Here is a 24,558-nt window from a genome sequence, read left to right as displayed (position 1 = left end):
AATCTCCCCCATGTCCTAATGTGTTGGTTACGCGTGCTTCACATATGTCTGAACAATATCCTGCCATTCGGTAGATACTCTAACGATATCTTCCTCAATCAGTTGGCTGCCGATCTGCACTTCGATGATCTCCAGTTCCGTAACGGCTCTGACCGAATGAAGCATACTCCGATCAATGACCACCGTGTCTCCTTGCCCGATCATTCGGCTCTGCCCATCCAGAATCAATTCCCCTGTTCCCGATACAACCGTCCATACCTCATTGCGAAGCAAATGATATTGATAACTCAGGTTTTTCCCGGCACTAATGCAGATTCGTTTGGTGAGAACTTCGCCGCCAGATTCGTTTCTTGTATAATCCAGCACCCGGTAGCAACCCCATCTGCGCTCCTCGTACATGGGACGTTGATCCTCATTCTTCAAGATTTCCTTAATGCGTGGGCTAGCCTCTTTGTCACTGACCAGAATGCCATCCGGACTCACAGCTACCACCACATCCGACAAGCCCAATATCGCAACCGGGATGTTCAATTCATTGACCAGGTGAGTATTCAGGGAATCTCCCGTGATCCATCCTTTACCTACCACCGAAGTTCCCATCTCTTCCGTGAGTGTGTTCCACGTGCCTAGATCTTTCCAGAAGCCGTTATAAGGAATGGCGATAATCTGATTGGCTCGCTCGACAACCTGGTAATCAAAACTGATCTTGTTCAATCTTCCGTATTGCTTCAGCATTTCGTCATATTGGATCGGCAGTTCCATCTCAATCAGCAGATTGATCAAATAACCCAGCTTAAAAGCAAAAACCCCGCAATTCCATAATGCGGCCTGCTCCATCATAAGGGCCGCATCGGATTCGCAGGGTTTCTCCTGGAACTTCGCTACATTCACGTATTCATTGTTATTTTCACTGGAAGACAGGGATTGCGGAATGATGTATCCGTACTTCTCTGACGGGTACGTCGGCACAACCCCCATTAAGGCCAGATCAGCACCAGACTTATCCAGCATCTCCGGCAAGGTTGCCATAACCTCAAAGAATTCTTTTTCTACAAAAGGATCGACTGGCAAGACTGCAATGGTCTCATTCAGACTCACACTCTCTACGGAATACAGATAAGAGGCTGCGAGCGCAATCGCAGGAAACGTATCTCTGCGCTCAGGCTCCACGACCAGTCTCACATCGTCTCCCAGCTGAGAAGTCAAAATCTCGACCTGTGGCAAACTGGTTGCGATCAGTGCCTCTGATGCAAGTCCGGCATGATTCAACTGTCGCCATACTCGCTGTACCATAGATTCCGGACTTCCCTCAGGCCCGTGAAGCACTTTAAGAAATTGCTTGGATCTGGAATCGTTGGATAACGGCCAGAGACGCTTGCCAGAACCGCCGGATAACAGAATACTTCTCATAGGGCTGCACCATCCGAGAGAACAACCGTACTTGCTCCCTTGCCGGTCTCGGTTTGCTTGTTATATGTGCTAGTCTGATTGGATTCGAGTCTTCCTGCTGGATTGCTCTTCGTCCAGGCTGCATAATAATTCGAGTTCTTGCCATATGAATTATCCAGCAGAATGTTCGGTTGATCGAGGAGACAAGCCAGAATATGTCCATGCAGACGGGATGTGGTGATGGTTTGGTATTTATTGAATTCCTTAATGGCCGTATGTACCATCCGATCAGAGTATTTGTACCACAACCAGCGGGCGAAAGAGCTACCTTTCCCTGACTTCAACCGGGATGTAATCATGCGAATGATCTTCCGGTCGACCCGGTTGTACAATGTTTCCCAGTCTTTAAACGTGGCCTTGGGTCCACTGACGGATTCGTAATGCACCTGATTCTGAGTCTTCTCAATGTCTTTACGGAAGAAATACAGCATCTCTGCAGTAGGCTGGCTCTTGGACTTCAAAGGCCACAATTGATGTGCCATATCCGGTGATAGATACACATTGGTTTGTTGAAATTCTTTACTGGCTATCTCATAAGATAATGTATCTCTGACAAAAAAGTGCACATCCTTATGACGATTGAATACTTGGGCTGTCTTTTTCAATTCAATATCACTCTTGTAAAACATCGTCTGTGGCAGAATGACGATCCGGTGATTGGGATGCTGGGCAATCATTCGTTCTCTTAATTTCTGATGGGCAGGGTACAAGTCACCAAAGTTACCTCCCCCGTGCAACACAATCGTGATGCCTTCCGGAACCTTGAGAGACAAAGGGCAATCCAGAATGCTGTATCTGGCACGTACTTGAATATCATTGTCCCGGAAGAAAGCCTCAGTACCTTTCATAATCAACAAGTCGCCACCATTGCTATGCACCGGGTAATCCAGATAATAGATTTCGGTACGCGGTGGAATGACCTTCAAAATCTGACGTAAATGTCCCTTCAACTCTTCCATTGGATGAATATTGTTAGTGCCCAGCATCTCCATCTCCTCCTTGGGTGACTCTTCTTCTTTTTTTGTTTAACCGTTCATAGAGAAACGGCAGATCTTCCTTGTCATAGAACATAGCGGCAAACTTCACCTTAAATACAATCTTCATCGCGGCTACAGTAACTACCATTCGTACAATGGACCCGATCAGCAAAGCAATTGCAATGCCGTTAAGCCCCCATAGCGGGGTGAACACAAAGAACAAGGCCACCGTCACTGAGAGTGCAATGAGCTGTCTGATCATCACAAGCCCTGGCCGACCCAGTGCATTGAATGCGGAAGCCAGAATCCAGGAGCCACCACCAATGATGCATTCCACAGCCAAAATATAAAATGCGACGCTCGCTTCCAGAAATTCGGAGCCAAATAGGAGACCCATCAGGTAGTTCCCCACAAACATGGTGGGTATTACAATGATCATCATGACCATGAGCGAGATACGGAAGGCTCTGCCAACCGTTCGAATAATCTGCTCTTGAGGCAATCCAGTCACTTTCGGAAAAACAACATTGCTTATCGCCGTTTGAACGGCATTATAGATTCTCGATAACGCGAATACGACGGAATACAGTCCAAAATCACGCGGGGTGAGCAAAGCCAAAATAATGATTTTATCGAACTGGGTATACAATGTTCCTAACAATTCAACGCCATACACCTTGCTTCCATAACCGAAAAGCTTCTTGGCCGAACTCTGATCCACCCGATCCTTGAACCATCTCAGTCTCAACTCATTACGGTTGGCATAGATAGCCCACGCCACCACGGAGAAGCTTGTTACAAAATAGATCGCAGCCGCGAGCTGAATGCTCAGCATGCCCAGGCCCCATAACACAAAAAGCCCGCCTACATTAAACAGGGGGATCATTAACCGAATGCCATTATATACAGCGAATTTCTCCCGACTCTGCGAGAGGGCTGATATGAGATTGATGACAATGAGTACAGGAACGGTAGCAATCGTATACCATCTGGATATCTGCACTACCTCTGGCGGAAAGCTGGAAAGCCAGAAGGGTAATCCAAACCAGGCAACTATACCGATGATGATGCATACCGGAACCTGAAAGAGAAAGCTTAACCGAACATACTGCGCACTCTTCTCGGTTGCGCTTTGTTTGATGTTATAAATGATGGATGTCGGTAGTCCGAACCCGACCAATCCGGTTAATAGCGCAGGCCAGAACAGGATAGCCGAGAATGCGCCCTTCCCCTCTACGCCGAACATGCGTGACGTCAAAATGGAAGACAGCATCGTTAGTGTCATGACTAGCAGATTGGTTCCACTTGTCTGGAATATGGCACTCATTAAGCCGTTTCCTCTGAATACTTTGCGAAGTGCAACTTGCGCCATAGCGATCCTCATCCCTTACTGTTTTGACGAAGCGACCCAACGATCATGCCGTTTCTGTAACATACTTTGGCAAGCTGACGTGTGAACCGATCTGTATTATAGATGTAGATCAGTGCCGTTGTAATCCCTTGCGCAAGCTTAATGCCATGTTTGGCCGTACGCACAACACCACGATCCTGATCCCGAATGGCATCACTCACACCCTGCCAATAGATTCGGCGCAGGAACCAGTTCTTCGTCGTTCGCTCTTTCGCTACTTTATGTTGTACAGCACCATACGGCGTGTAATATACCTTGAACTTCGTGCGTATTCTTGCAATTAACTCACTCTCTTCACTGGAGAGAAGATTGTTCCCCACTCTGCCAAGGTCCTCACGAAAGGGAGCCAGTTGATCGAAGACCGATAACCGAAAAGCTACATTCGCACCAAATGGAATATAGGGGCTTTTCATCTCAGTTACTTCATCTGCAAAATCCAGAATGGTGAACAGTGACCTGTTCTCGGGTGGAATCCACATCGGTTCTGGCACTTCCCAGATCGGATCAATCTTGCCACCGACACACCCAATGCTCTCACTCATCTCAAATACGCTGACGATCTGGCGAATCCAGTCCCTGCAAGCAAAGGCATCATCGTCAAGAAACAGGATATATTCGCCGCGAGCCTCGTGAATGGCCCGGTTACGGGCTACCGACAAGCCTTGCTTTTCTTCCAACACATACCGGATTGAATGGTTATCATGCTGCAAGATCGTTTGAAGCACGATTTCCCGCGTGTTGTCTTTCGAATTGTTATCAATAAGTATGATCTCGTAGTCGCTGCTTGCGTAATTCTGTTGTATTGCACTTCGTATGGCCTCTACCGCATCATGTGCACGGTTATACGTACAGATTGCGACGGTTACCTTCATCATTTCATCCCCATATTTTTGAATTAGGTCCACTCTCTCATCTGTACTAGCTGGAGTACAGGGTGAGTGTCCTTTGGGCAATCACTGGCCAGTCCAGCCGCTCCAGCGCTTTGACAAAACCACTGCCTTCCTGGAACTCCGATTGCTTTAACCGGATCATATTCATCGCCTTGAGCAATCCATCCGGATCGGAGGGTTCGTAGAGCACTGCACAATCTTCCGGCAGATATTCTTCCAGCAGACCAATCCTTGGCGCTACAACCGGTTTGCCAAAGGTCAGTGCCAGAATCGCGCTGCCTGAAGTCGCAATCTGTTTATAGGGAAGGATGATGGAATCCACTGCTTCAAAATAGTCCGAATATTCATCATCTTCAATAAAATGAAAATGGGTATGAATATGTCCGCTCTCGAGAAATTCTTCACCGAGATCGTAGTCCTTCACCTTTTTACCGGCAATCAACAGATGGGCTTGATCAGAGTTCAGATCCTTGAATGCCTCCAGCAAATCATCCACGCCCTTGTACGGCGAGACCTGACCGAAGAACGCATATACATAACTATCCTCCGGGATGCCAAACCGGGAACGGATATTCACGCCTTTCCCCTGATACACTCCCTTGTAATGTCCATGAGGAATAACCTCGATCCGGCTAGAATCAATCCCGAACGTCGAACAGATTTCGGAGATCAGGGGTTTGCCCATGACAATCAGCTTGGAGCAATTTCGGACCAGAATTTTTCTCATCCAATAATCGAACCGCGTCTTGCCGGTGTTGTGAGGCCAGATGTTATGCACCGTCCAGAACAATTTGGCCCCGCGCAAGCGTGCAAAACAGATCATCAATACATACAAAATGGATTTGATCACTGTTGCCAGCACGGATGAACCTCTGTAATAGAAGCTGGGCCAATGAAAATGCAGCACATCATTTTTTTTCAGTTTAATTAGATCTTTTTTGGTGAACTGCTTCACTTCCCATCCCTTGTTCTCAATGGAATCGGATAACAGCTCGTTGAATTTATTGTTCTCAATCATCTTCGGCAGCATATACACCGTCGGATTCTCCATCCAGGCACCTCTTACTTTAGTTTCATTCGCACAGGTTCCTCTGTATACGTTCCAACTGCGCGTCTTGCATGGAATCTCATCAAAAATCCTTGCATCATGATCTTGGTATTACGCTTGAGCAGCACCCAATCCTTCCACCAGGGATACAGCGACAGTGCTTTTCTCAAATAAACGTTATTGCGAAGCGTATTTCTCGACCATTCGAGCATTCGATAATGGTGTAACTGACGGCGCTTCTGTTCCTTGGACATATCGTTGTAGTATTTCAAAATAATCTTGCGTTGGCCCTTGTACTTGGCCGTTGTAGAGGTTGAAATTCGTGGTCCACTATGGATGTTGATATCCACCAGCGGTTCTTTCACATTCACGGCGATATAGCCTCGCTTCAATATGCGCAGATAAAAGTCGTAATCCTGAGCGGATGTTAGATTCTCATCGAATCGAACTTCACGCGCCAGTGAGGTAAGTACCATGATTTTAGACGTTTCCCCGATCCAGTTGAATGTAAGCAGATCCTCATACCGAACAACATCGCGAGGTTCCACCGACAATTTCCGTTTGACCACCTGATGCTGCTCGTTCGTGTATGCAAGATACTTGCTGCAAAAGGTGAATGATTCCTGTGTGCGCTCCAGCACTTCCGCCTGGGTTTTAATTTTGTCAGCCATCCATTCATCATCATCATCCAGAAATGCAATGTACTTGCCATTGGCATGGGATATCCCCACATTCCGTGCATGATTGGCTCCTTTGGGAAACGGAACCCGGATGTACCGAATCCGTGAATCTTCCCGGGTCCAAGCCTGACAGATATCCGGCGTCTGATCTTCTGAACCATCATCCACAATGAAGATCTCCAGATACGGATGTGTTTGCTCACGCACACTTCTTAACGCATTTTTTAATAACTCGGCCCGGTTATGGGTCGTAATGATGCAAGATACCAAGGGGTTCATTTCATCACCTTTTCCTGTTCACTAGGATACCTTCACTTGAAGTGCATCATATATTCCTGACAATCTGCCTACGAGAAGATTCATATCAAATTTATCCGATATAATCGCTCTGTTATGTGAACCCATTCTTGCTCTAACCTCTCCATCCGTGATGAGATATTCCAGTGCTGATGTTAGCCCGTGCACATCTCCCGGCTCGATTAACAGCCCATTATGACCCGTTGTAATCACTTCGGGGATGCCTCCGACGGTGGTCGATATAATGGGCAAGCCACAATTCATTGCTTCAAGTATGGCCATAGGTAATCCCTCATGATAAGAAGGCAGGACCAGTAGATCCGCTTCCCGCATCAGCTTTTCCTTTTGCTCTCCGTTAATCCAGCCGAGTACGTTGACACTGTCCTCTATTCCATACTGCTGTACAAGCGCTTTGACTTCTTCGACTTCGCCATCCCCCGCCAGATTGAAGGTAGCTGTAACGCCCAGCGCCTTCAATTGCTGTATGGACTGAAGCAGATCGTAGACTCCTTTTCGCTCACCCAGTCTGCCCATGAAGAGCGCATTAACGGCTGCCTGTTGTTCTCTGGCAAACGGTTCTTTGACAAAGACACCGTTATACAGAACCTCAATGGCTGTCTCCGGCACAATCGTAGCAAAGTATTCTTTCCACGTCTGGGATAAGACAATCAACTTGTCTGCCTGATTCAGAATGTAGTGACAATACTTGCGCTGCAGAGCGAACTGATTGTAGAACTCATCAAAGCTGGCCGCATGAATATGCAGAATGACTGACTTACGAAACAACTTTCTAGCCGTTAGCAGAAATAGAGACTTCCGATAAAAGCTCCCGTTGTTTGCCATATGAATATGAACAATATCCGGCTTGAACGTGTACAGCTTCATCCAGAATTGAATGAATCCCCGTATAAAAATAAGCAGCCGTGAGAACACGCTGCCCGTGATGTACGTTTCGACCCGCTGCATGGCATACATTTCAGAGATCGAAGAATCCTCAATGTTTTTGATGACACTCACAATTCCGCCCATATCCTTCAAGGATGATCCAACAACCAATACTTTTGGTTTCATGATAGACTCCTTTTTTCTTGGTTAATCTTTAGAGCACTTACAGACTATTGACGTAATTTTTAATGGACGAGATCAGATCAGACTGTTTTCTCACATAGGGCTGAAATGTCAGCTCCTCTATGCAAGGAATCAGCTTTTGCAATTCAGCCTGACTCTCCGCGACGGCCACATAACCGTTTTCCTGAAAAACCTTGGAGATCTCAAGCTGATGGTCATCCACATGCTCGCCCCATTCTTTCCGGCGTGGAATGACGATAACCGGCTTGCCACGTTCGAGTGAATTCGTGATGGAGCCGACACCTGCATGAGAAATAATGCATCTGCTGCGCTCCACATATTCATTCATCTCTTCCTGCGTGAGGAAAGGAATCACAGTGAAATTTCGCGGCTGATACTCCGTATATCCGGATTGGGCGACAACCTCTTCTACAATAATGCCCGCGTCAATCGCTTCGTCAATAAGCTCGAACATCCGATTGAATGGAAAGCGCTGCGTTCCAACGATAGCAAATATCAAAATAAAGCCCCCCTGTACTTCGCATTGGGATAGCTATCCTGCAACGTTTCCCATTGGATGAAGAACTCATCCGAGATTTTGTACATCAATCTCCCGGTTGCGCTGGAGGAATAGATTTTGGCATAACTTTCGATGTAGATCAGCTTGGCACCGAAGATTTTACCGATGAGGCAAAAAGGATATGTGGCTCCCGCCCCTGTTGTAATGATCACCTTTGGGCGCTCACGCAGATATAGAAAGAACGACTTGATAATATTAGCCACAAAAATTAGTAAAAACATCGCATTCTTACGCTCTTGCTGCATTAAGAAGTATACTTTGCCCTGTGCCGAATCTACTTTTCTGCTTTTGTTCTTTTCCGTAATCAGGAAATAATCATGTTCTTCAACTGCAGGAATAATTTTGGTTAGTTCATCAAAATGACCGCCTGTAGAACTGATCAAACAGACCTTCATGTTCTAATCTCCTTTGAAAAGGATACGTCCTTCGCTCGCTGTACCTGTACATCGACTTTTGCTTCGATCCCTGACTTGGTACGGACTCCATTTCCCGTAGCATATAATGCATTCAGGAAGATACAGAATGGAGCAATCAGATGAACGGTAGACAGGGTATTGTCAAAAAAGGAATACGTCAGGAAACCGATAATCATGCCGGCAAAATACAACCGGATCATGCCGCCCAATCGGAGGTATACGGCCCGGAACACCAGAAGCAGTGAAAGAAACAACAGGATGGCTCCAACTAACCCGCCATCGTAATAAAAACGAATGTATTCATTATGCGGAACGACGAAGCCAGAAAAGATACTTCCATCATTGGCTACGAGAGTCGAGCCCAGCCCACGTCCAAATATCGGATACTCATTCGCTTTGCCAATAAAATAATTCCAGGCTACATCTCTTCCCGACAAGCCCTTGCTCTCTGACCTCATCTCATAATTGTCCCACTGCGCAATGACCATATAGGCCACAGCGACAACGAACAGAATGAGAGGAATGATGGCACTAACTCTGCCTTTAATGAAGGCTTTCAGTTGATCAAAAAGATAGACCAGAATAATTGGAATCAGCGCAATAAGCGGCCCCCTTGTTCCCGTCTGGACCAGAATGACCAGATGAGTCAAGGTAAGCATGTAATACAGAACAACCTGATGGCCTTGCTTGATCTGAATCAGACAGACGCAGATCGAGATAAAACACAACATCGCCAGATGCGCTGCGATGTTCGCTCCCTGTAATCGGGTTACTCCGGACATCTCCAGGTTAGTAATGGACAATATGCCGGCCAGTTGCAGAATATAACCACCAGCAAGACTGAACAGCGGCAACCAGGCAAGTACACGTATGATTCGCTGGCTGATCTCTCGGGAAAAATGGGGCATCAGCAACAAAAATGGAACAATAACGCCCAGAAAGGCCTTGAATGGATCTATTGGACTAACCTTACTAGGCAGGTCCGATAGAAAATAACTCTCCACAAATAAAAAACCGATCGCCAGTGCAGGATAGATCATCTCTTTGCGAATACCAAAGCGTAAAAAAAGAGAGACGACGAAGCCCAGGATCGCCAGCTTGTAGAAGGACAGCGAATCCAGTCCTGCAAGGTGAATGCTAAATATTTTATCAATAGACAATGAGAAACTTACGATGAGAATCATAAAGATCCAGCTGGGCTGTTTAATATAAACGCCCAGCAGAATCACAGATATGAGTGCAACAACCGAGATTAGCGGAAGATAGATTGCTGCGAAGATAACTACCAGCGAAAAAAGAATGATATTAAACGACTTCATATTCAATGCAGCAAGTATACCGGTCTTTTGCATATCTGCTATGCCACCTCAAAGCCAGAATCGTGTTTCAAAACGCATCCTTCGAACCAACCAGCACCCTGAACGTTCTGAAGATAATTTTGATATCCACCATCATATTGCGCTCACGGGCATACGTCAGATCCAGCTCTACCATTTCATCAAAACCGACACTATTTCGACCACTAACTTGCCATAATCCCGTACATCCCGGAATCATCTGCAGGCGCTGTCTGTCATACGAAGTGTAATTCTGCACTTCTCTGGGCAGAGCCGGTCTGGGTCCAACGAGACTCATCTCTCCTCGGAACACGTTCCACAACTGTGGCAGCTCATCCAGGCTGGTTTTTCGAATAAACTTGCCAATCCGTGTAATGCGGGGATCATTTTTCATTTTGAACATGTTCCCATTCACTTCATTCTGGTCAATCAGCTGTTCCAGCAGATCTTCTGCATTCGCAACCATCGACCTGAATTTGTACATATGAAACTCTTTCCCATTCTGTCCGACCCGTACCTGACGAAAAAAAACAGACCCCTGCGGGGCCTCGATTTTGATCAGTATTCCGATGACCGCAAACAAGGGGCACAAAATGATCAAACCTATGAAAGAACCCAGCAAATCGAGCATTCTTTTCATAAATAGATACACTTTATCTGCATTTTGTCCTGCCATCGTTGATGCATTGTACCCCAGACTTGGGTCCATAACGATCTCCGCTTCCTTCGTTTGGGGAGATGGACTCATTCAAACTCCCCCCCGGCTACATGTTCTACCGACTCTTTTTCCAGAATCTGTTGCAGAGCTTGCAGCATTGGAATTCTAAGTTCCTGTTTTTGCAGAGCGAAGTCGATGGTCGTCAAAATGAATCCCAGTTTCTCGCCCACGTCATAACGTACTCCCTCGAAATCGTAAGCATACACTCCTTGTGTCTCATTTAAACGCTGAATCGCGTCCGTTAATTGAATCTCTCCCCCTTGACCAATCTCCTGTTGCTCCAGATGTTCGAAAATCTCTGGACTCAGTACGTATCTCCCCATAATCGCCAGGTTGGAAGGCGCTGTGCCTTGGGCAGGTTTCTCTACGAATCTGAGAACCTCTGTCAAACGGCCATCCGATTGTAACGGGTCCACAATGCCGTATCTGTCTGTTTGTTCAGCAAGTACGGTCTGTACGCCAACAATGGATTGTTGAACCTGATCATATTGATCAATCAGTTGTTTGGTGCACGGCACTTCCGATACGACGATATCATCTCCGAGCAACACGGCAAAAGGTTCGTCACCGATAAAGTTACGTGCACACCAGACAGCATGACCAAGTCCTTTGGCCTCTTTTTGTCTTATGTAGTGGATATCCACATTAGAAGATTTGCGGACCTCTTCAAGCAGGCCCAGTTTGCCTTTTTCCAACAAGTTGTGTTCCAGTTCAAAAGCGTTGTCGAAATGATCTTCAATCGCCCGCTTCCCTTTACCGGTTACGATGATGATGTCTTCAATTCCAGAGGCAATGGCTTCCTCAACGATATACTGTATAGTTGGTTTGTCCACAATAGGGAGCATTTCTTTAGGCATCGCTTTCGTGGCTGGCAAAAAACGAGTACCCAGTCCAGCTGCAGGAATGATTGCTTTTCTCACTTTTTTCATAAATACCACCCTATCCTCTTTTTTTTAGTTTGATAAAAGTTGAACCAGGGCATCTAACCCGTCCTCACGTCATACCTTTGACGATTAACGTCTAAGGTTCATTGAACCCACAGCATGACCGAGTGCCTACAGTGATAAAGGTGCAGTAGACATTACCTGTTTCTTCGGGAACATCAGATGGAAGTTTTACTTCTCTCCGTAGCCCACCGGAACTGCAGCGTTTTTGATATTATTCAAGATCGCGCCCAGAATTCGTGCATTCACATGTTCCAGAGCAGCCTTGGTCTTCTTGACCAATTCCTTCTTGACCTTGCCCGAGTTCACGACCAGCAGCACACCATCACACAACGAACTCACAATGAGTGCATCCGTTACTGCGAGCACCGGCGGCGTATCAAACATGATGACATCATATTGATCCTCTAACTCCTCAATCAGCTTGATCATTCGTTTGGAACCGATCATCTCGGATGGGTTCGGCGGAATTGGGCCAGACGTAAACAACTGAAGATTGTCGATATAACTTTCTCTGAGCACCTCATCCACACTGTACTGATTAGACAGCACGCTGCTGAGACCGACATGATTCGGTACGGAAAACACCTGATGCAAAGAAGGATTACGCAGATCCGCATCGATCAGCAGAACTTTCTTGCCTTCCTGGGCATAGGTCACCGCCAGGTTGCTAATGGTTGTGGTCTTTCCTTCGCCGGCTTCGGCCGAAGCCACCATAATTTTTTTGATATGACTGTCGATCGAAGAAAACTGGATGTTGGTCCGTAATTTACGGTATCCCTCCGAGATTTGAGATTTGGAGTTAAAATAGGTCACCAGACTGTTATTTTCATTGGTTAGCCGCGACATATTTGCCATCCCCCACTTTCTGTTGAGATACGTAATTTTTCGTATTTTTCAGATCATCTTTTTTCATTTTGGATATCACTGTAAGCACAGGAAGCCCCAGCTCTTTTTCCAGTTCGGTTTCGGATTTGAATGTATCGTCCAGATAGTCCAGCAGAAATACGAGCGCAATCGCAAGTACAAGACCAGCGAACAGGCTGACAATGATGCTTAATGTGGTTTTCATATTGATTGGAGGTACGTTACTATCCACTTTTGCTTCACTGAGGATAGCCACATTATCGATTTTCATAATCAGGGGGATTTGAGATTGGAACACGTTGGAGATGGCATTAACCGTTTTCGCGGCTTTTTCGTAGGTAGTCCCTTGTACAGTTATGCTCATCACTTGGGATTCGCTGGCTGTAGAGACGGAGGTGCTATTCATGAGCTGAGCAGAGGTTAAGCCCAAGTCCGGATACGTGGTAGCGACTTTATCCATAATGGCGGAAGATTTAATAATTTCTCTATACGAGTTAATGAGTTTGATGTTGGTTTGAATCATGCTGAAATCCATCATCGCCTGACCTTGAACGGTAGAAGTCTGGTTCACGATCAGTTTGGAACTTGCCTCATAGATGGGCTGAGTGAAAAAAATGCTTTTGACCCCTGCACCCACACCGGCTATTAAAGCTATTGCAACAATCAACCACAGTTTCTTTTGTAAGAGTCGAAAATATCCTTTAAGTTCCACTTTCATTCCTCCTATACGTTGTGATCAAACCTATGTAACTACCAGATGGACAGCAGCCATTTGCGAGGTTTCCAGCGTTCTGTGACCAGGCTCGAATTCGATAGTATGTGAGATGCATTCTCTGCCAGCTTTTTGACGGCTTCGGCTCCGAATCGACGCTCGATGACTCGCTCTCCTTCACTTATGGCAAACGTCCTTTTGCACGTATCATGCGCATCTGATGAAATGAAATGAAACCCGTTTTCTTTGCAAAAATGAAAACACCACTGCCGAACTTTTCGACCGAAAAGCCCTGTGAAAGATTGAGCCGTGAGCTGACATAACCCACCTTGACTCAAATAATCAGCCAACAGCTTTGGCTTCTTCAAAATGACACGATTGCGTTCCGGATGAGCAATAATAGGGGTAATTCCCGCTATTCGTAATTCATGCAGTATCCTGGGGAACTGTGAGGGAATATGACCAAAGGGCAGTTCCAGCAACATGTAACGACTTCCGGCGAGTGTGCAGCACTTCCCTGCATATAAGTCTCCAATCAGGTTGTCATGCACCCTGATCTCCTGTCCGGGACGGATCTCCAGGCGAATATTACGTTTGCGAAGTTCTGCGTGAAGCAGGTTCACGGCCTGATTGACCACCATCGGTTCATTGTTGTATTGCCCGTTCAGGTGATGCGGAGTAGCAATAATGGAGGTAATTCCTGAGGCTGCCGCCTTCTCAGCCATCGCAACGGACTGCTCCATTCGAACAGGACCATCATCCAGACCGGATAATATGTGGCAGTGCATTTCAACCATATCCAAACTTCCTGAAATAGTATGATCCCCCTCGCCCTTTTATTCATTGCGCAAATGCTTTTGGTGTTAAAGAACTAATGCATAACGCTATGAAATATAGTAAAATGGCGTTAAGTGCATGTTTTATTCAGAAAATGTTAAGATTCGACCTGGAATTATATGGTGAAATCAATGTAATGATAGGGTTTTTGCAGGGCCCTTTGCTCTGTCGCCTTTTCATACTGAAAACGGGAAACCGCCTTAAACTGAACCTCAGTAAGCATTGCGTTTAACTGTCCAGTTATATATAGTTTCTGTTCGTGCTGAATATGCAAGTTTGAATGATACATTGTGAGCTCTCCGAAGGGCTGTTTCCATTGCAACCTTGCGTGAAGTCTTACACATACATGATGATCTTCAACATCCAAACCAATGAGCACTTCTGGTGATACTGGTAAGTTCAGGTCGCTCAGAAAGGTAATCGCTTGCGTGTCCATTCCAAGTAACAGAACGGGGCGTCTTTTGCGGTCTACCATTTTCCCATGAAACTCCTGAATGTACATATGGACATTTAATTTCATATCAGCCCATTCCTGAATTATTGAATTCATGGTTTCATTCCTTTAGAATGGATTAGCCTACATGGACTGCCTCTACTTCCTTCTCACAGGTATATGGTGGAGGCAACTAGGAGATACTTAAAATATTCCAAATGATACATTTTGTAACTCCATACGTCCAATTTACGATACAATACGTATCATGTCAAGCGGTATTTGGACATGGTTCTTTTGATTTACGACAATTTGAGATGTCCTTAGACAGACCTATTTACAAATGGAAATGGTTGAAGGAAACGCATGAGGAGTTACTCTTTTGCAGGAAAGCTGCCCTGATCAAAAACTTGGCTCAGGATTGTTTCAATATATATTTGATGTCGTTCAGGGGGAAATAGCTTATGAGTTACGGAAATCGCATTGCTGAATTAAGGGAACAGCGGGGACTTACTCAAGAAGAACTTGCGAGCTCCATTCATATTACAAGAGCTGCTCTCTCCCACTACGAGAAGAACCGACGTAAACCGGATTTCGAAGTGTTAACGAGACTTGCCGACATCTTCGACGTGTCCATTGATTATCTCATTGGACGTACGAAGCAAAGTGATGTCGTGATGGATGAAGACGTACGTGAATTCGTTGACACCCTGGAGTTATCGGACAAGGAAGTGCTGGAGCGCTTCGATCTGATGATTGATGGTAAGTCCTTAACGGAAGAAGAGGCACGTCGTTTTATTGCTTTTGTCCGAATGGAACGCAGCATGGACTAAACCCGAAAAGAAGACCCAGTTCCCGAGAGATGTACTCTCCGGCTGCTGGGCTTTTTTGGTGTCTTGAATTCCCTCCATTCCATGGTTGTCTATTGTGTCAAGGACGCTTGTTGTTGACGGAGGATACGAATTGGTTCCAACGCTCCGGGTCGATTCCGCATTGCAGTAAAACCTTCATGATGTCCATCTGGGTTGCTTCGACTTGTTTACCTGTCGGCTTACGATCGCCCCTGTTTGGATGCTTCATATTCATTCCGCTAACCTCTCTTATCTTTATACTTTCCCTGCACTCCAAAACTAGCCTTATTATACTTGAGAAACTTCCTCAATGTTGTCGTCTCATGGCGATAACGTTTTTTGAACGGGTTCTAATTTTGTCGAAAGCCAAATAGGAGCAATATGGTGCCATAATGGCAACCATATTGCTCCTATTATTCTTAATACAACCTGTTCATGCACTTACACTTGAACAAGGAAGTTATTAGCCTCCAGCACGTGCAAGTTCACGCATGTTCGCTTCAAATGCTGCGAGCAATGCCGCTTCTCCAGTCAAACCAGTCGCCTGAATTCGTTCAATCTGCTCTGTCATGCGTTTGAAGTCCTTCGGAATAACCCGAACGAACTGATTTACCGCATCTTGCCAGTTATCCAGAATGCGCTGACCAGCGGCACTTCCTGTGTTGGCAACATGACGTTGAATCATGCCTCGAAGATCTGCACTTTCAGCCACATCTTCGATACGCTCCAAAAGAACCATTTCCAGATTACAACGTTTCAGGAATGTGCCTTCCGGATCATATACGTAGGCAATACCTCCGGACATCCCTGCTGCAAAGTTACGACCTGTATCGCCGAGTACAACGACACGTCCACCCGTCATATACTCACAACCATGGTCGCCGACACCTTCAACGACGACTTTGGCGCCCGAGTTACGTACAGCGAATCGCTCACCCGCAATACCACGGATATATGCTTCACCACTTGTTGCTCCGTAAAGAGCCGTGTTCCCGATAATGATGTTGTCTTCCGCCTCGAACGTTGCTTTCGGAGAAGGCATCACGATCAGTTTACCTCCGGACAATCCTTTACCCACGTAGTCATTGGAGTCGCCTTCAACGGTTAAGGTCATGCCTTTAGGTACAAAGGCCCCAAAGCTTTGTCCGGCAGAGCCGACAAATTTGAATTTAACCGTGTCTTCCGGCAATCCTGCGAGTCCATATTTGCGTGTGATCTCACTACCCAAAATAGTACCTACAGCACGGTTAACGTTCGTAATTGGAAGTACCGCTTCAACCGGTTGACCGGATTCAATAGCAGACTGTGCCAGTGGCAGCAATTGCTGCATATCCAGCGTTTCTTCCAATTGGTGATTCTGATGCTGTGTACGGTAACGTGCAGAGCCTTCCGGCATTTCAGGCACGTGCAGCAATACAGACAGATCCACACCTTTTTTCTTCCAGTGATCTACGGCTTCTACCGTTTCGAGGCAATCTGTACGTCCGACCATTTCCTGAATGGTACGGAAACCAAGATCAGCCATGATCTCACGCACATCTTCAGCAACAAATCGCATGAAGTTAACCACATGAGCCGGATCACCCATATAATTTTTACGTAATTCCGGATTCTGTGTCGCTACACCAACTGGACAGGTATCCATCTGACAGACACGCATCATGATACAGCCAAGTGCAACGAGCGGTGCTGTAGAGAAACCATACTCTTCTGCTCCAAGCAAAGCTGCAATCGCCAGGTCACGTCCGTTCAGCATTTTGCCGTCTGTTTCGAGGACGACACGGTCACGCAGATTGTTCAGCATCAACGTTTGATGTGTCTCTGCAAGACCGAGTTCCCAAGGCATACCTGCGTGGCGAATTGAACCTTGCGGTGATGCACCAGTACCACCGTCATAACCACTGACGAGGATAATATCGGCACGGCCTTTGGCTACACCAGCTGCGATGGTACCCACGCCTACTTCCGATACGAGCTTCACGTTGATCTCAGCACGCGGATTGGCATTTTTCAAGTCATAGATCAGCTCCGCCAGATCCTCAATCGAGTAGATATCGTGATGTGGTGGTGGTGAGATCAGACCTACGCCCGGTGTTGATCCACGAACTTCAGCAACCCAAGGATACACTTTACGTCCTGGCAGCTGTCCGCCTTCACCCGGTTTTGCTCCCTGTGCCATTTTGATCTGAATTTCGTCGGCGTTAACCAGGTAGTTGGATGTTACACCGAAACGTCCAGATGCAACCTGTTTGATCGCACTGCGACGGGAATCCCCGTTGCTATCTTTAATGAAGCGAGCCGGATCTTCTCCGCCTTCACCGGTATTGGATTTACCACCAACACGGTTCATAGCAATGGCAAGATCTTCATGCGCTTCTTTACTGATTGAACCGAAGGACATCGCACCCGTTTTGAAACGACGCATGATATCTTCAACAGATTCAACTTCTTCGAGTGGAATGGAAGCTCCAACCGGTTTCAGCTTCAGCATGGAGCGAATAGTCAACAGTTGATCATTCTCACCTTGCACGAGCTTGGAATATTTTTTATACAGCTTGTAATCCCCAGTACGTACTGCGTGTTGCAGGGTATGAATGGTTTGCGGATTGAACAGATGCTCTTCTCCGTCGTTACGCCATTGATAATCTCCACCGGAATCCAATACTTTATCATTACCGTCTTTTTCCGTAAAGGCACGGTTATGATGTGTCAACGCTTCGGCTGCCACTTCTTCCAACCCAATTCCGCCGATGCGGGAAGGTGTCCAGGTAAAGTAACGGTCAACGAAGTCCGATTTCAGACCCACTGCTTCGAAGATTTGAGCTCCGCGATACGATTGAATCGTAGAAATCCCCATTTTGGACAACACTTTCGTAACGCCTTTGGTAGCTGCTTTAATGTAGTTTTTCACTGCTTTCTCATGCGAGATACCACGCAGCAACCCTTGCTGAATCATGTCATCCAACGTTTCAAAGGCCAGATAAGGGTTCACCGCACTTACACCGTAACCCAGCAGCAATGCGTAGTGGTGAATATCACGCGGCTCTGCGGATTCGAGCATAATGCTGACTTTTGTTCTGGTTCCCTGACGAATCAGATGGTGATGCAGACCTGCTACAGCAAGCAATGCAGGAATGGCCGCATTCTCTGCGTCTACACCGCGGTCAGACAGGATCAGAATGTTATGACCTTTGTCGATGACACGGTCTGCAGCTTCGAAGAGAAGTTCCATCGCTTTGCGAAGTCCTTCTGCTCCTTCTGCAGCGGTGAAGAAGATCGGAATCGTCATGGAGCGGAAGCCTGGGCGACGCACATGGCGAATCTTCGCAAAGTCTTCATTGGACAATACCGGTGTATCCAGACGAATTTGGCGACAGCTCTCCGGTTCAGGGTTCAGCAAGTTACGCTCAGGACCAATCGTTGTTGCCGTAGACGTTACAATCTCTTCACGGATTGCATCGATTGGCGGGTTGGTTACCTGCGCAAACATCTGTTTAAAGTAGTTGTACAGACGCTGTGGACGATCCGACAGGACAGCCAGCGGTGCATCATAACCCATCGAACCGGTAGCTTCCATACCTGTTGTTGCCATAGGCTCCAGGATTTTACGAAGCTCTTCAAATGTATAACCATATGCCAGCTGAAGCTGGGTCACGTTATCATGTTTTGGATCAGGCAGTTCCGGTGCTTCCGGCAACTCGCTCAGATCCATCAAATGCTCATCAAGCCAATCCTGATACGGATTCTCGGCTGCAATGATTGCTTTTACTTCCTCATCCGCAATGATGCGGCCTTGTTGTGTATCCACGAGCAACATCCGACCTGGACGCAGACGATCTTTGTACAGGATCTCTTCCGGCGCGATATCAAGTACCCCAACTTCAGAAGACAGGATAATGCGGTCATCCTTGGTGACATAATAACGAGCTGGACGCAATCCATTACGGTCGAGTGTTGCACCAATTTGCAAACCGTCTGTAAAGGCCATTGCTGCTGGCCCATCCCAAGGCTCCATCATCGTGCTGTGATACTCATAAAATGCCTTTTTGGCAGGGTCCATGCCCTCATCTGTGCTCCAAGGTTCAGGAACCATCATCATCGCCACGTGTGGCAGAGAACGTCCACTCAGATACAGGAACTCCAGCGTGTTATCGAACATGGCTGTATCCGAACCGTCCGGATTGATGACCGGTTTCACTTTGGCGATGTCGTTACCGAACAGCTCGCTCTCGAACAAGGACTGCCGTGCATGCATCCAGTTCACGTTACCACGCATCGTGTTGATCTCACCGTTGTGGATCATGAAGCGATACGGGTGGGCACGTTCCCAGCTTGGGAATGTGTTCGTACTGAAACGGGAATGCACGAGTGCAATAGCCGATTCAACAAGATCTTGCTGCAGATCCAGATAGAACTCTCCCACCTGTTCTGTTGTCAGCATGCCTTTATATACGATTTTGCGACAAGACAAGCTTGGCAGGTAGAACGAACCGCCTTCTGCTTCATCTGCCGAATAACGAATAGCCAGCTCAGCGCGTCTGCGAATGACATACAACTTACGCTCGAATCCAAGCTCATCCTTCACATCTGCCGATCTTCCAATGAACACCTGACGTACATAAGGTTTCGCTGCAAGTGCAGAACGGCCCAGCATTTCATCAAAAGTAGGAACATCCCGGAAACCCAGGAACGTCTGACCTTCTTCTTCAATAATCTTCTTAAGGCTCTCTTCATGTGCACTGCGAATGGCAGGGTCCTGGGAAAGGAACAACATCCCTACGCCATAGAATCCTTGTTCTGGCAATGCAAAACCAAGGCGTTCCGCTTCCTGTGCAAAATAGCGATGTGGAATCTGAATCAGGATACCTGCTCCGTCACCGGAATTCGGTTCACTTCCCTGTCCTCCACGGTGCTCCATGTTACTAAGCATAGTCAGTGCCTGACTAACGATATCGTGTGAAGGTACTCCTTTGATGTTGGCAACAAAACCCATTCCGCATGCGTCTTTTTCGAACTGCGGGTCATACAGACCCTGTTTTGGAGGTAATCCGATGTGTCTCATGGAACGCAACCTTTCTATAATGAAGTATTTCGGAAAGATCAAGAACATAGGCAACAGGCAACAATGAAACGGGAGGAGCTGGCCTTTCGCTTGCGATAGAGCCTGCTAGATAGAAGAGGTGACAGCATGAGACTGTCAAAAACATATGCCTGCTATAGGGCAGAAGCCATTAAAATGAGATGAGCTGATTCGGACGATCCGACAAACAGCATATATAAATCAACACGCAGCCGCTGGCACGGCTACTGATATGGAGCGACGTTTTTTGATATAGTTCTATTATTTTAACACCGACCTAACATCAGCGCAATTTAAACTTTTTAATACCTCTGATAAGAAATGTTTTGCAGTACAGCTTTACTGTAATGACGTTTAAATTCATCTCTTTTTCGAATAATTATACACTTTTTAAGCCAGAGTACAACTGAATTAAATTGCTGACAGAAGAAAATCGTTCCATATGTGGCGTGCGTTTAAGCATAATTCCACCAAATTGTCACCGCTTGATCCAGCGAATCTTTGCTTCTCTATGCATTTGTATACAAAATAGCCTGTAACCCCATTTTAGGGTCACAGGCTATTTGCACTATTTGACTACTATATTGCATAATTTCGCTACATGAAAATAAAGTTTTTTTTCGTAAATATCTCCTGCTGAAGATCAGATTGGACTTATGCTGTCACAACTTGACCGGAATCAGCCCGTTCGACTTCCTTTTTCGGACGTCTGCCGTTCCAGAGGAAGTAGGCCAGCGTCAACACGATGGACACACCAGCATAGATGCTAAGAATTCCTGCCTGATGCCACATCACATCCAGATTGCCACTCGATACAACCGCCTTGAAGCCCATAATGCTGTGCGTCATCGGCAACCAAGGGCTGAATGCTTGAAGCCATGATGGAATCAGTTCTACAGGGAACGTACCTGCGCTAGCCGCAAGCTGGAAGACCAGCAGCAGAATGACAACATAACGTCCAGGCAGATCCAGCCAAGTTACAAGTGCCTGAACAATAAACATAAAGGTCAGGCCCGTAATAATGGTGAACAGGTAGAACAGCCCTACGCTGTGTGTCTCCAGTCCAAGACCGTATAACATGAAGCTTGCCACGATAACCGATTGGAAAATGCTTACGGAGCCAAATACCAGTGTCCGGCTAACAAAACGATTCCAGCCTGTTGCACTAGGTACGGACGTTTCCCGCATTTTCAATACAATCGTCGAAATCAGCGATCCCACGAACAGACCGATGGACAGGAAGAACGGTGTCAATCCTGTACCATAATTGCTCACGTTCTCGGCTGTGTTCTCCGAAGAGTTCACAGGTTCAGCGAACATGTTCACCACATCATCCGTTTTCTTAACTTCGGATGTTTTCTGTGCGGCATCATTCAACTTGGTTGCCAGTTCACTTGAGCCATCTTTTAACTCAGTAAGACCGTCAGCCAGTTTGCCTGCGCCATCACCCAGTTGCTTAGAACCATCCGTTAGTGAACTAACGCCACCACTGAGTTTACCTACACCCGTTTGCAAAGCTGTCGTACCTGTACCCAGCTGCTTGGCACCATCTGCAAGCAATGTACCACCACTTGCAGCATCGCCCAGTTTGCCACTGAATTGCTTCAGACCATCGGAGAGTTTCGCTCCTCCTTGACTAAGCTGTCCGGCACCAGCCAGCAATTGCTTTTGACCATCCACCAGCTGGTTCGCACCAGCCAGAAGTTGCTCCTGACCTCCATGAAGCTCGGCTGCACCCGCAGCCAGCTGCTGGTTACCCTGATGCAACTGATCTGCACCCTGTGCCAGCTTCTGCTCGCTCTCATGCAATTGTGCACTGCCATCAGCAACAGCTTCACTTGCTGCAAGCAGTTTCTGTACATCCGCATTTTCAGCCAGTTCTGGATTCGATGCAGCAAGCTGTTTCAATCCGGCGGCTACACCCTGTGCGCCATCAGCAACCTTGGAGCTGCCATCTACAGCCGATTGCAGGCCTGTTGCCAGTGTACCGCTGCCCTGAACAGCTGTTTGCAGACCATCAGACAGCTTCGCACTGCCCTGTTCGGACGATTGCAAGCCAGCCTGCAACTTGTTTGTGCCATCCAGTGAAGACTGGAGTCCAGTTTCCAACTTGGCGCTGCCATCCTTCAACTGATCGGCTCCGCTCTGAAGCTGACTTGATGCTGCTGCCTGAAGCTGTTGCAGACCGGAGACAAGATTCGATGTTCCACTTTCAAGCTTGGTCGCCCCAGTGTGTAGCGCGTTAACACCATCACTTAATGGAGAAAGTCCTTCCTGAAGTTCAAGCGTGCCCGAAGCGAGCTTCGCCAAGTTATCCTTGAGCTTCACGGCACCATCATCCAGTTTACCTGCCCCCGTATTCAGTTCCCCTGCTCCGTCGCCTGCCTCCGCTAAACCATCGGATACCTCGGAGAACTTATCGAGCAATGTCTCTGCATAGGATTCCGTAACTTTGGCCGAGACCTTCGCTTTCAGATCCTTAATAGCAGTCTTACCGATCTGTGCACCGACAAAGCTGTAATTGCCATTGGGTTCATAGATCAGATCAGCCGGCTCGGGCTTGTCATCGAGCAACGTTGTTGCCTGAGATGAGAAGTTCTCCGGAATTGTAATTTGCATATAATATTTGTCATTACTCATGCCTTCTTTGGCTTGACTGGCACTGACAAAATCCCATTTGAAATCTGCATTTTTCTTCAGCTCATCCACCAGATCACTACCTACATGGAGGGATTTACCCTCCAACTCAGCGCCTTTATCCAGATTGACAACGGCAACCGGCATCTCATCCACATGACCATACGGGTCCCAATAGGCCGCCAAATAGATGCCACTATACAGGATCGGTATAAACATAATTGCAATAACAGGGATCAACACCTTCGGGTTTCTCACGGCCGATCCCACATCCTTGAAAAACACGGATAAAGATTTCATGTCATTTTCTCCCCTTAATCTCTCTGCTCTGTGAGCAGGAATAACCATAATGAAATACAATGTCGCATTCCAGAAAATATACTGAAACACGCAATGACCACTTTCCTCAAACGGTCACTTTAGAGCAAAAAAACAACCTGTCTTCCGACAAGTCTCACTGCTTGATACGCGTAAAAATCCTTATATTATAGTAGATTAAATTCGGATTACGTTACAGCAGCAATTCCTTCCATTAAGAAAAGGCGAAAGTAAGTCTTAATTTCCTCTTTGCTCAGCGGTTGATGTTGTTTGCTCCAGTCTGAGGTGAGCGCAATGTACAGGCGAATCATCATAAAAGCGACAACTTGTGGGTCACAATCCCGAATCTCTCCATTTTCTTTCGCTTTCTCAAGCTCCCGAGCCAGAAAATCGGAGATCACTTTCTCCACTTTGTCCAAACCTTCCTTGGCCTGCAGTGTACCAAAGTCCTTCAGTTCCTGAGATAACTTAACAAGCAGATCGTGATCACGACGAAACTCTAACAAGGCATCCAGTACTCGAAACAGATTATCGAAAAATGCACTTTCCTGATGTACTTCACGATGCGCAATGTTCTTCATTTCCTGAATCACTTCTACCAGGATCTGATCAAACAATTGTTCCTTATTCGTGAAAAACGTATAGATCGTTCCTTTGCCAACATTCGCAATCTTGGCAACCTGATCCATCGTCGTTGCTTTGTATCCAAACATGGCAAACGACTGGGCTGCTGCATGTATCACCTGCTGTCTCCTGTCAATCGGAGCCATCTAATCCCTCCTTCATTCTGATTCATTGTTCAAACGTTCCATATAAATGACCAAAAATACAATTCAGTCATTCGGTCAAAAACTACAATACCACCTTCGAAAACAGATTGCAACCCTAACATTTAAAAAATTGTGTTAATATTTTTTAACCTAAATGCAGTGGAAACTCCTTCTGTCGTCGTCTATAGTGTAAGATGACTCAAACAATACGCACATAAATGAAGTTAGGCTGTCTCAG

At 46.6% G+C, this 24,558-nt stretch carries 21 protein-coding genes; 1 reads left to right on the top strand and 20 read right to left on the bottom strand.

Features of this window, described 5'->3' with window-relative positions:
- Nucleotides 1-27: 27 nt before the first annotated feature.
- The 16 genes from MKX75_RS06280 to MKX75_RS06205 all read right to left on the bottom strand — a co-directional run bounded on the left by MKX75_RS06280 (nucleotide 28) and on the right by MKX75_RS06205 (nucleotide 14,781).
- On the bottom strand, nucleotides 28-1,410 hold the full coding sequence (locus MKX75_RS06280) for a sugar phosphate nucleotidyltransferase (RefSeq protein ID WP_062833048.1): 1,383 nt from the start codon (nucleotides 1,408-1,410) through the stop codon (nucleotides 28-30).
- The gene (locus MKX75_RS06275; protein WP_062833047.1) at nucleotides 1,407-2,435 is read right to left on the bottom strand and encodes a polysaccharide pyruvyl transferase family protein; all 1,029 of its coding nucleotides are present in this window, start codon (nucleotides 2,433-2,435) and stop codon (nucleotides 1,407-1,409) included. Before MKX75_RS06275 ends, MKX75_RS06280 begins: the two co-directional genes overlap by 4 nt.
- Nucleotides 2,422-3,798 carry an oligosaccharide flippase family protein gene (locus MKX75_RS06270; protein WP_062833046.1) on the bottom strand — a complete coding sequence of 459 codons (1,377 nt, stop codon included), beginning with the start codon at nucleotides 3,796-3,798 and terminating at the stop codon, nucleotides 2,422-2,424. The genes MKX75_RS06275 and MKX75_RS06270 overlap by 14 nt, the downstream gene beginning before the upstream one ends.
- Nucleotides 3,799-3,806: 8 nt before the next feature.
- Nucleotides 3,807-4,712 (bottom strand): glycosyltransferase, encoded by a 906-nt coding sequence (locus MKX75_RS06265; RefSeq protein ID WP_339168911.1) that lies wholly within the window; start codon nucleotides 4,710-4,712, stop codon nucleotides 3,807-3,809.
- A 43-nt stretch (nucleotides 4,713-4,755) separates the two neighbouring features.
- On the bottom strand, nucleotides 4,756-5,778 hold the full coding sequence (locus MKX75_RS06260; RefSeq protein WP_062833044.1) for a glycosyltransferase: 1,023 nt from the start codon (nucleotides 5,776-5,778) through the stop codon (nucleotides 4,756-4,758).
- Nucleotides 5,779-5,789: 11 nt separating this feature from the next.
- Entirely contained in the window at nucleotides 5,790-6,734 is a 945-nt protein-coding gene (locus tag MKX75_RS06255; protein ID WP_339168910.1) for a glycosyltransferase, read from the bottom strand.
- 21 nt (nucleotides 6,735-6,755) lie between these two features.
- The gene (locus tag MKX75_RS06250; protein ID WP_339168909.1) at nucleotides 6,756-7,823 is read right to left on the bottom strand and encodes a glycosyltransferase family 4 protein; all 1,068 of its coding nucleotides are present in this window, start codon (nucleotides 7,821-7,823) and stop codon (nucleotides 6,756-6,758) included.
- Between the two features lie 37 nt (nucleotides 7,824-7,860).
- Nucleotides 7,861-8,340 carry a PssE/Cps14G family polysaccharide biosynthesis glycosyltransferase gene (gene pssE / locus MKX75_RS06245; RefSeq protein ID WP_076331942.1) on the bottom strand — a complete coding sequence of 160 codons (480 nt, stop codon included), beginning with the start codon at nucleotides 8,338-8,340 and terminating at the stop codon, nucleotides 7,861-7,863.
- Nucleotides 8,337-8,795 (bottom strand): PssD/Cps14F family polysaccharide biosynthesis glycosyltransferase, encoded by a 459-nt coding sequence (pssD, locus tag MKX75_RS06240; RefSeq protein WP_036611329.1) that lies wholly within the window; start codon nucleotides 8,793-8,795, stop codon nucleotides 8,337-8,339. Before pssD ends, pssE begins: the two co-directional genes overlap by 4 nt.
- On the bottom strand, nucleotides 8,792-10,168 hold the full coding sequence (locus MKX75_RS06235; RefSeq protein ID WP_076331941.1) for an O-antigen ligase family protein: 1,377 nt from the start codon (nucleotides 10,166-10,168) through the stop codon (nucleotides 8,792-8,794). The genes pssD and MKX75_RS06235 overlap by 4 nt, the downstream gene beginning before the upstream one ends.
- A 34-nt stretch (nucleotides 10,169-10,202) precedes the next feature.
- Nucleotides 10,203-10,862: a sugar transferase gene (locus MKX75_RS06230; RefSeq protein ID WP_235599463.1), complete on the bottom strand. Its 660-nt coding sequence runs from the start codon at nucleotides 10,860-10,862 to the stop codon at nucleotides 10,203-10,205.
- 35 nt (nucleotides 10,863-10,897) lie between these two features.
- Nucleotides 10,898-11,800: a UTP--glucose-1-phosphate uridylyltransferase GalU gene (gene galU, locus MKX75_RS06225; RefSeq protein WP_062835918.1), complete on the bottom strand. Its 903-nt coding sequence runs from the start codon at nucleotides 11,798-11,800 to the stop codon at nucleotides 10,898-10,900.
- 186 nt (nucleotides 11,801-11,986) lie between these two features.
- On the bottom strand, nucleotides 11,987-12,664 hold the full coding sequence (locus MKX75_RS06220; protein ID WP_062833038.1) for a CpsD/CapB family tyrosine-protein kinase: 678 nt from the start codon (nucleotides 12,662-12,664) through the stop codon (nucleotides 11,987-11,989).
- Complete coding sequence (locus MKX75_RS06215; RefSeq protein WP_211175593.1) at nucleotides 12,645-13,400, bottom strand: Wzz/FepE/Etk N-terminal domain-containing protein; 756 nt, start codon at nucleotides 13,398-13,400, stop codon at nucleotides 12,645-12,647. The genes MKX75_RS06220 and MKX75_RS06215 overlap by 20 nt, the downstream gene beginning before the upstream one ends.
- A 32-nt stretch (nucleotides 13,401-13,432) precedes the next feature.
- Nucleotides 13,433-14,191, bottom strand: coding sequence for a CpsB/CapC family capsule biosynthesis tyrosine phosphatase (locus tag MKX75_RS06210; RefSeq protein WP_062833036.1), 759 nt, complete (start codon nucleotides 14,189-14,191; stop codon nucleotides 13,433-13,435).
- A 155-nt stretch (nucleotides 14,192-14,346) separates the two neighbouring features.
- Nucleotides 14,347-14,781: a hypothetical protein gene (locus tag MKX75_RS06205; protein ID WP_062833035.1), complete on the bottom strand. Its 435-nt coding sequence runs from the start codon at nucleotides 14,779-14,781 to the stop codon at nucleotides 14,347-14,349.
- Nucleotides 14,782-15,128: 347 nt separating this feature from the next.
- Here MKX75_RS06205 and MKX75_RS06200 point away from each other — a divergent pair, with 347 nt between their 5' ends.
- A complete protein-coding gene (locus tag MKX75_RS06200; RefSeq protein ID WP_047841965.1) occupies nucleotides 15,129-15,497 on the top strand; it encodes a helix-turn-helix domain-containing protein in 369 nt (122 codons plus the stop codon).
- Between the two features lie 97 nt (nucleotides 15,498-15,594).
- Here MKX75_RS06200 and MKX75_RS06195 read toward each other — a convergent pair whose 3' ends face one another.
- From MKX75_RS06195 to MKX75_RS06180, 4 genes are all read right to left on the bottom strand, one after another.
- Entirely contained in the window at nucleotides 15,595-15,750 is a 156-nt protein-coding gene (locus tag MKX75_RS06195; protein ID WP_167350832.1) for a hypothetical protein, read from the bottom strand.
- A gap of 228 nt (nucleotides 15,751-15,978) precedes the next feature.
- Nucleotides 15,979-20,577 carry a glutamate synthase large subunit gene (gene gltB / locus MKX75_RS06190; protein WP_076331940.1) on the bottom strand — a complete coding sequence of 1,533 codons (4,599 nt, stop codon included), beginning with the start codon at nucleotides 20,575-20,577 and terminating at the stop codon, nucleotides 15,979-15,981.
- Between the two features lie 672 nt (nucleotides 20,578-21,249).
- Entirely contained in the window at nucleotides 21,250-23,532 is a 2,283-nt protein-coding gene (locus MKX75_RS06185) for a YhgE/Pip domain-containing protein (protein ID WP_339168906.1), read from the bottom strand.
- 206 nt (nucleotides 23,533-23,738) lie between these two features.
- On the bottom strand, nucleotides 23,739-24,320 hold the full coding sequence (locus tag MKX75_RS06180; protein ID WP_062833031.1) for a TetR/AcrR family transcriptional regulator: 582 nt from the start codon (nucleotides 24,318-24,320) through the stop codon (nucleotides 23,739-23,741).
- Between the last annotated feature and the right edge of the window lie 238 nt (nucleotides 24,321-24,558).

The organism is Paenibacillus sp. FSL R5-0341, from assembly GCF_037975235.1.
GTDB lineage: Bacteria > Bacillota > Bacilli > Paenibacillales > Paenibacillaceae > Paenibacillus > Paenibacillus amylolyticus_A.
The sequence above is the reverse complement of the archived record's forward strand: the minus strand, read 5'-3'. Positions and strand labels throughout refer to the sequence as shown.

Coding starts and splice junctions, on each gene's coding strand:
- MKX75_RS06280 (WP_062833048.1), bottom strand. CDS start 1,410: ATGAGAAGTATTCTGTTATCCGGCGGTTCTGGCAAGCGTCTCTGGCCG.
- MKX75_RS06275 (WP_062833047.1), bottom strand. CDS start 2,435: ATGCTGGGCACTAACAATATTCATCCAATGGAAGAGTTGAAGGGACAT.
- MKX75_RS06270 (WP_062833046.1), bottom strand. CDS start 3,798: ATGGCGCAAGTTGCACTTCGCAAAGTATTCAGAGGAAACGGCTTAATG.
- MKX75_RS06265 (WP_339168911.1), bottom strand. CDS start 4,712: ATGATGAAGGTAACCGTCGCAATCTGTACGTATAACCGTGCACATGAT.
- MKX75_RS06260 (WP_062833044.1), bottom strand. CDS start 5,778: ATGGAGAATCCGACGGTGTATATGCTGCCGAAGATGATTGAGAACAAT.
- MKX75_RS06255 (WP_339168910.1), bottom strand. CDS start 6,734: ATGAACCCCTTGGTATCTTGCATCATTACGACCCATAACCGGGCCGAG.
- MKX75_RS06250 (WP_339168909.1), bottom strand. CDS start 7,823: ATGAAACCAAAAGTATTGGTTGTTGGATCATCCTTGAAGGATATGGGC.
- pssD (WP_036611329.1), bottom strand. CDS start 8,795: ATGAAGGTCTGTTTGATCAGTTCTACAGGCGGTCATTTTGATGAACTA.
- MKX75_RS06235 (WP_076331941.1), bottom strand. CDS start 10,168: ATGCAAAAGACCGGTATACTTGCTGCATTGAATATGAAGTCGTTTAAT.
- MKX75_RS06230 (WP_235599463.1), bottom strand. CDS start 10,862: ATGGACCCAAGTCTGGGGTACAATGCATCAACGATGGCAGGACAAAAT.
- galU (WP_062835918.1), bottom strand. CDS start 11,800: ATGAAAAAAGTGAGAAAAGCAATCATTCCTGCAGCTGGACTGGGTACT.
- MKX75_RS06220 (WP_062833038.1), bottom strand. CDS start 12,664: ATGTCGCGGCTAACCAATGAAAATAACAGTCTGGTGACCTATTTTAAC.
- MKX75_RS06215 (WP_211175593.1), bottom strand. CDS start 13,400: ATGAAAGTGGAACTTAAAGGATATTTTCGACTCTTACAAAAGAAACTG.
- MKX75_RS06210 (WP_062833036.1), bottom strand. CDS start 14,191: ATGGTTGAAATGCACTGCCACATATTATCCGGTCTGGATGATGGTCCT.
- MKX75_RS06205 (WP_062833035.1), bottom strand. CDS start 14,781: ATGAATTCAATAATTCAGGAATGGGCTGATATGAAATTAAATGTCCAT.
- MKX75_RS06200 (WP_047841965.1), top strand. CDS start 15,129: ATGAGTTACGGAAATCGCATTGCTGAATTAAGGGAACAGCGGGGACTT.
- MKX75_RS06195 (WP_167350832.1), bottom strand. CDS start 15,750: ATGAATATGAAGCATCCAAACAGGGGCGATCGTAAGCCGACAGGTAAA.
- gltB (WP_076331940.1), bottom strand. CDS start 20,577: ATGAGACACATCGGATTACCTCCAAAACAGGGTCTGTATGACCCGCAG.
- MKX75_RS06185 (WP_339168906.1), bottom strand. CDS start 23,532: ATGAAATCTTTATCCGTGTTTTTCAAGGATGTGGGATCGGCCGTGAGA.
- MKX75_RS06180 (WP_062833031.1), bottom strand. CDS start 24,320: ATGGCTCCGATTGACAGGAGACAGCAGGTGATACATGCAGCAGCCCAG.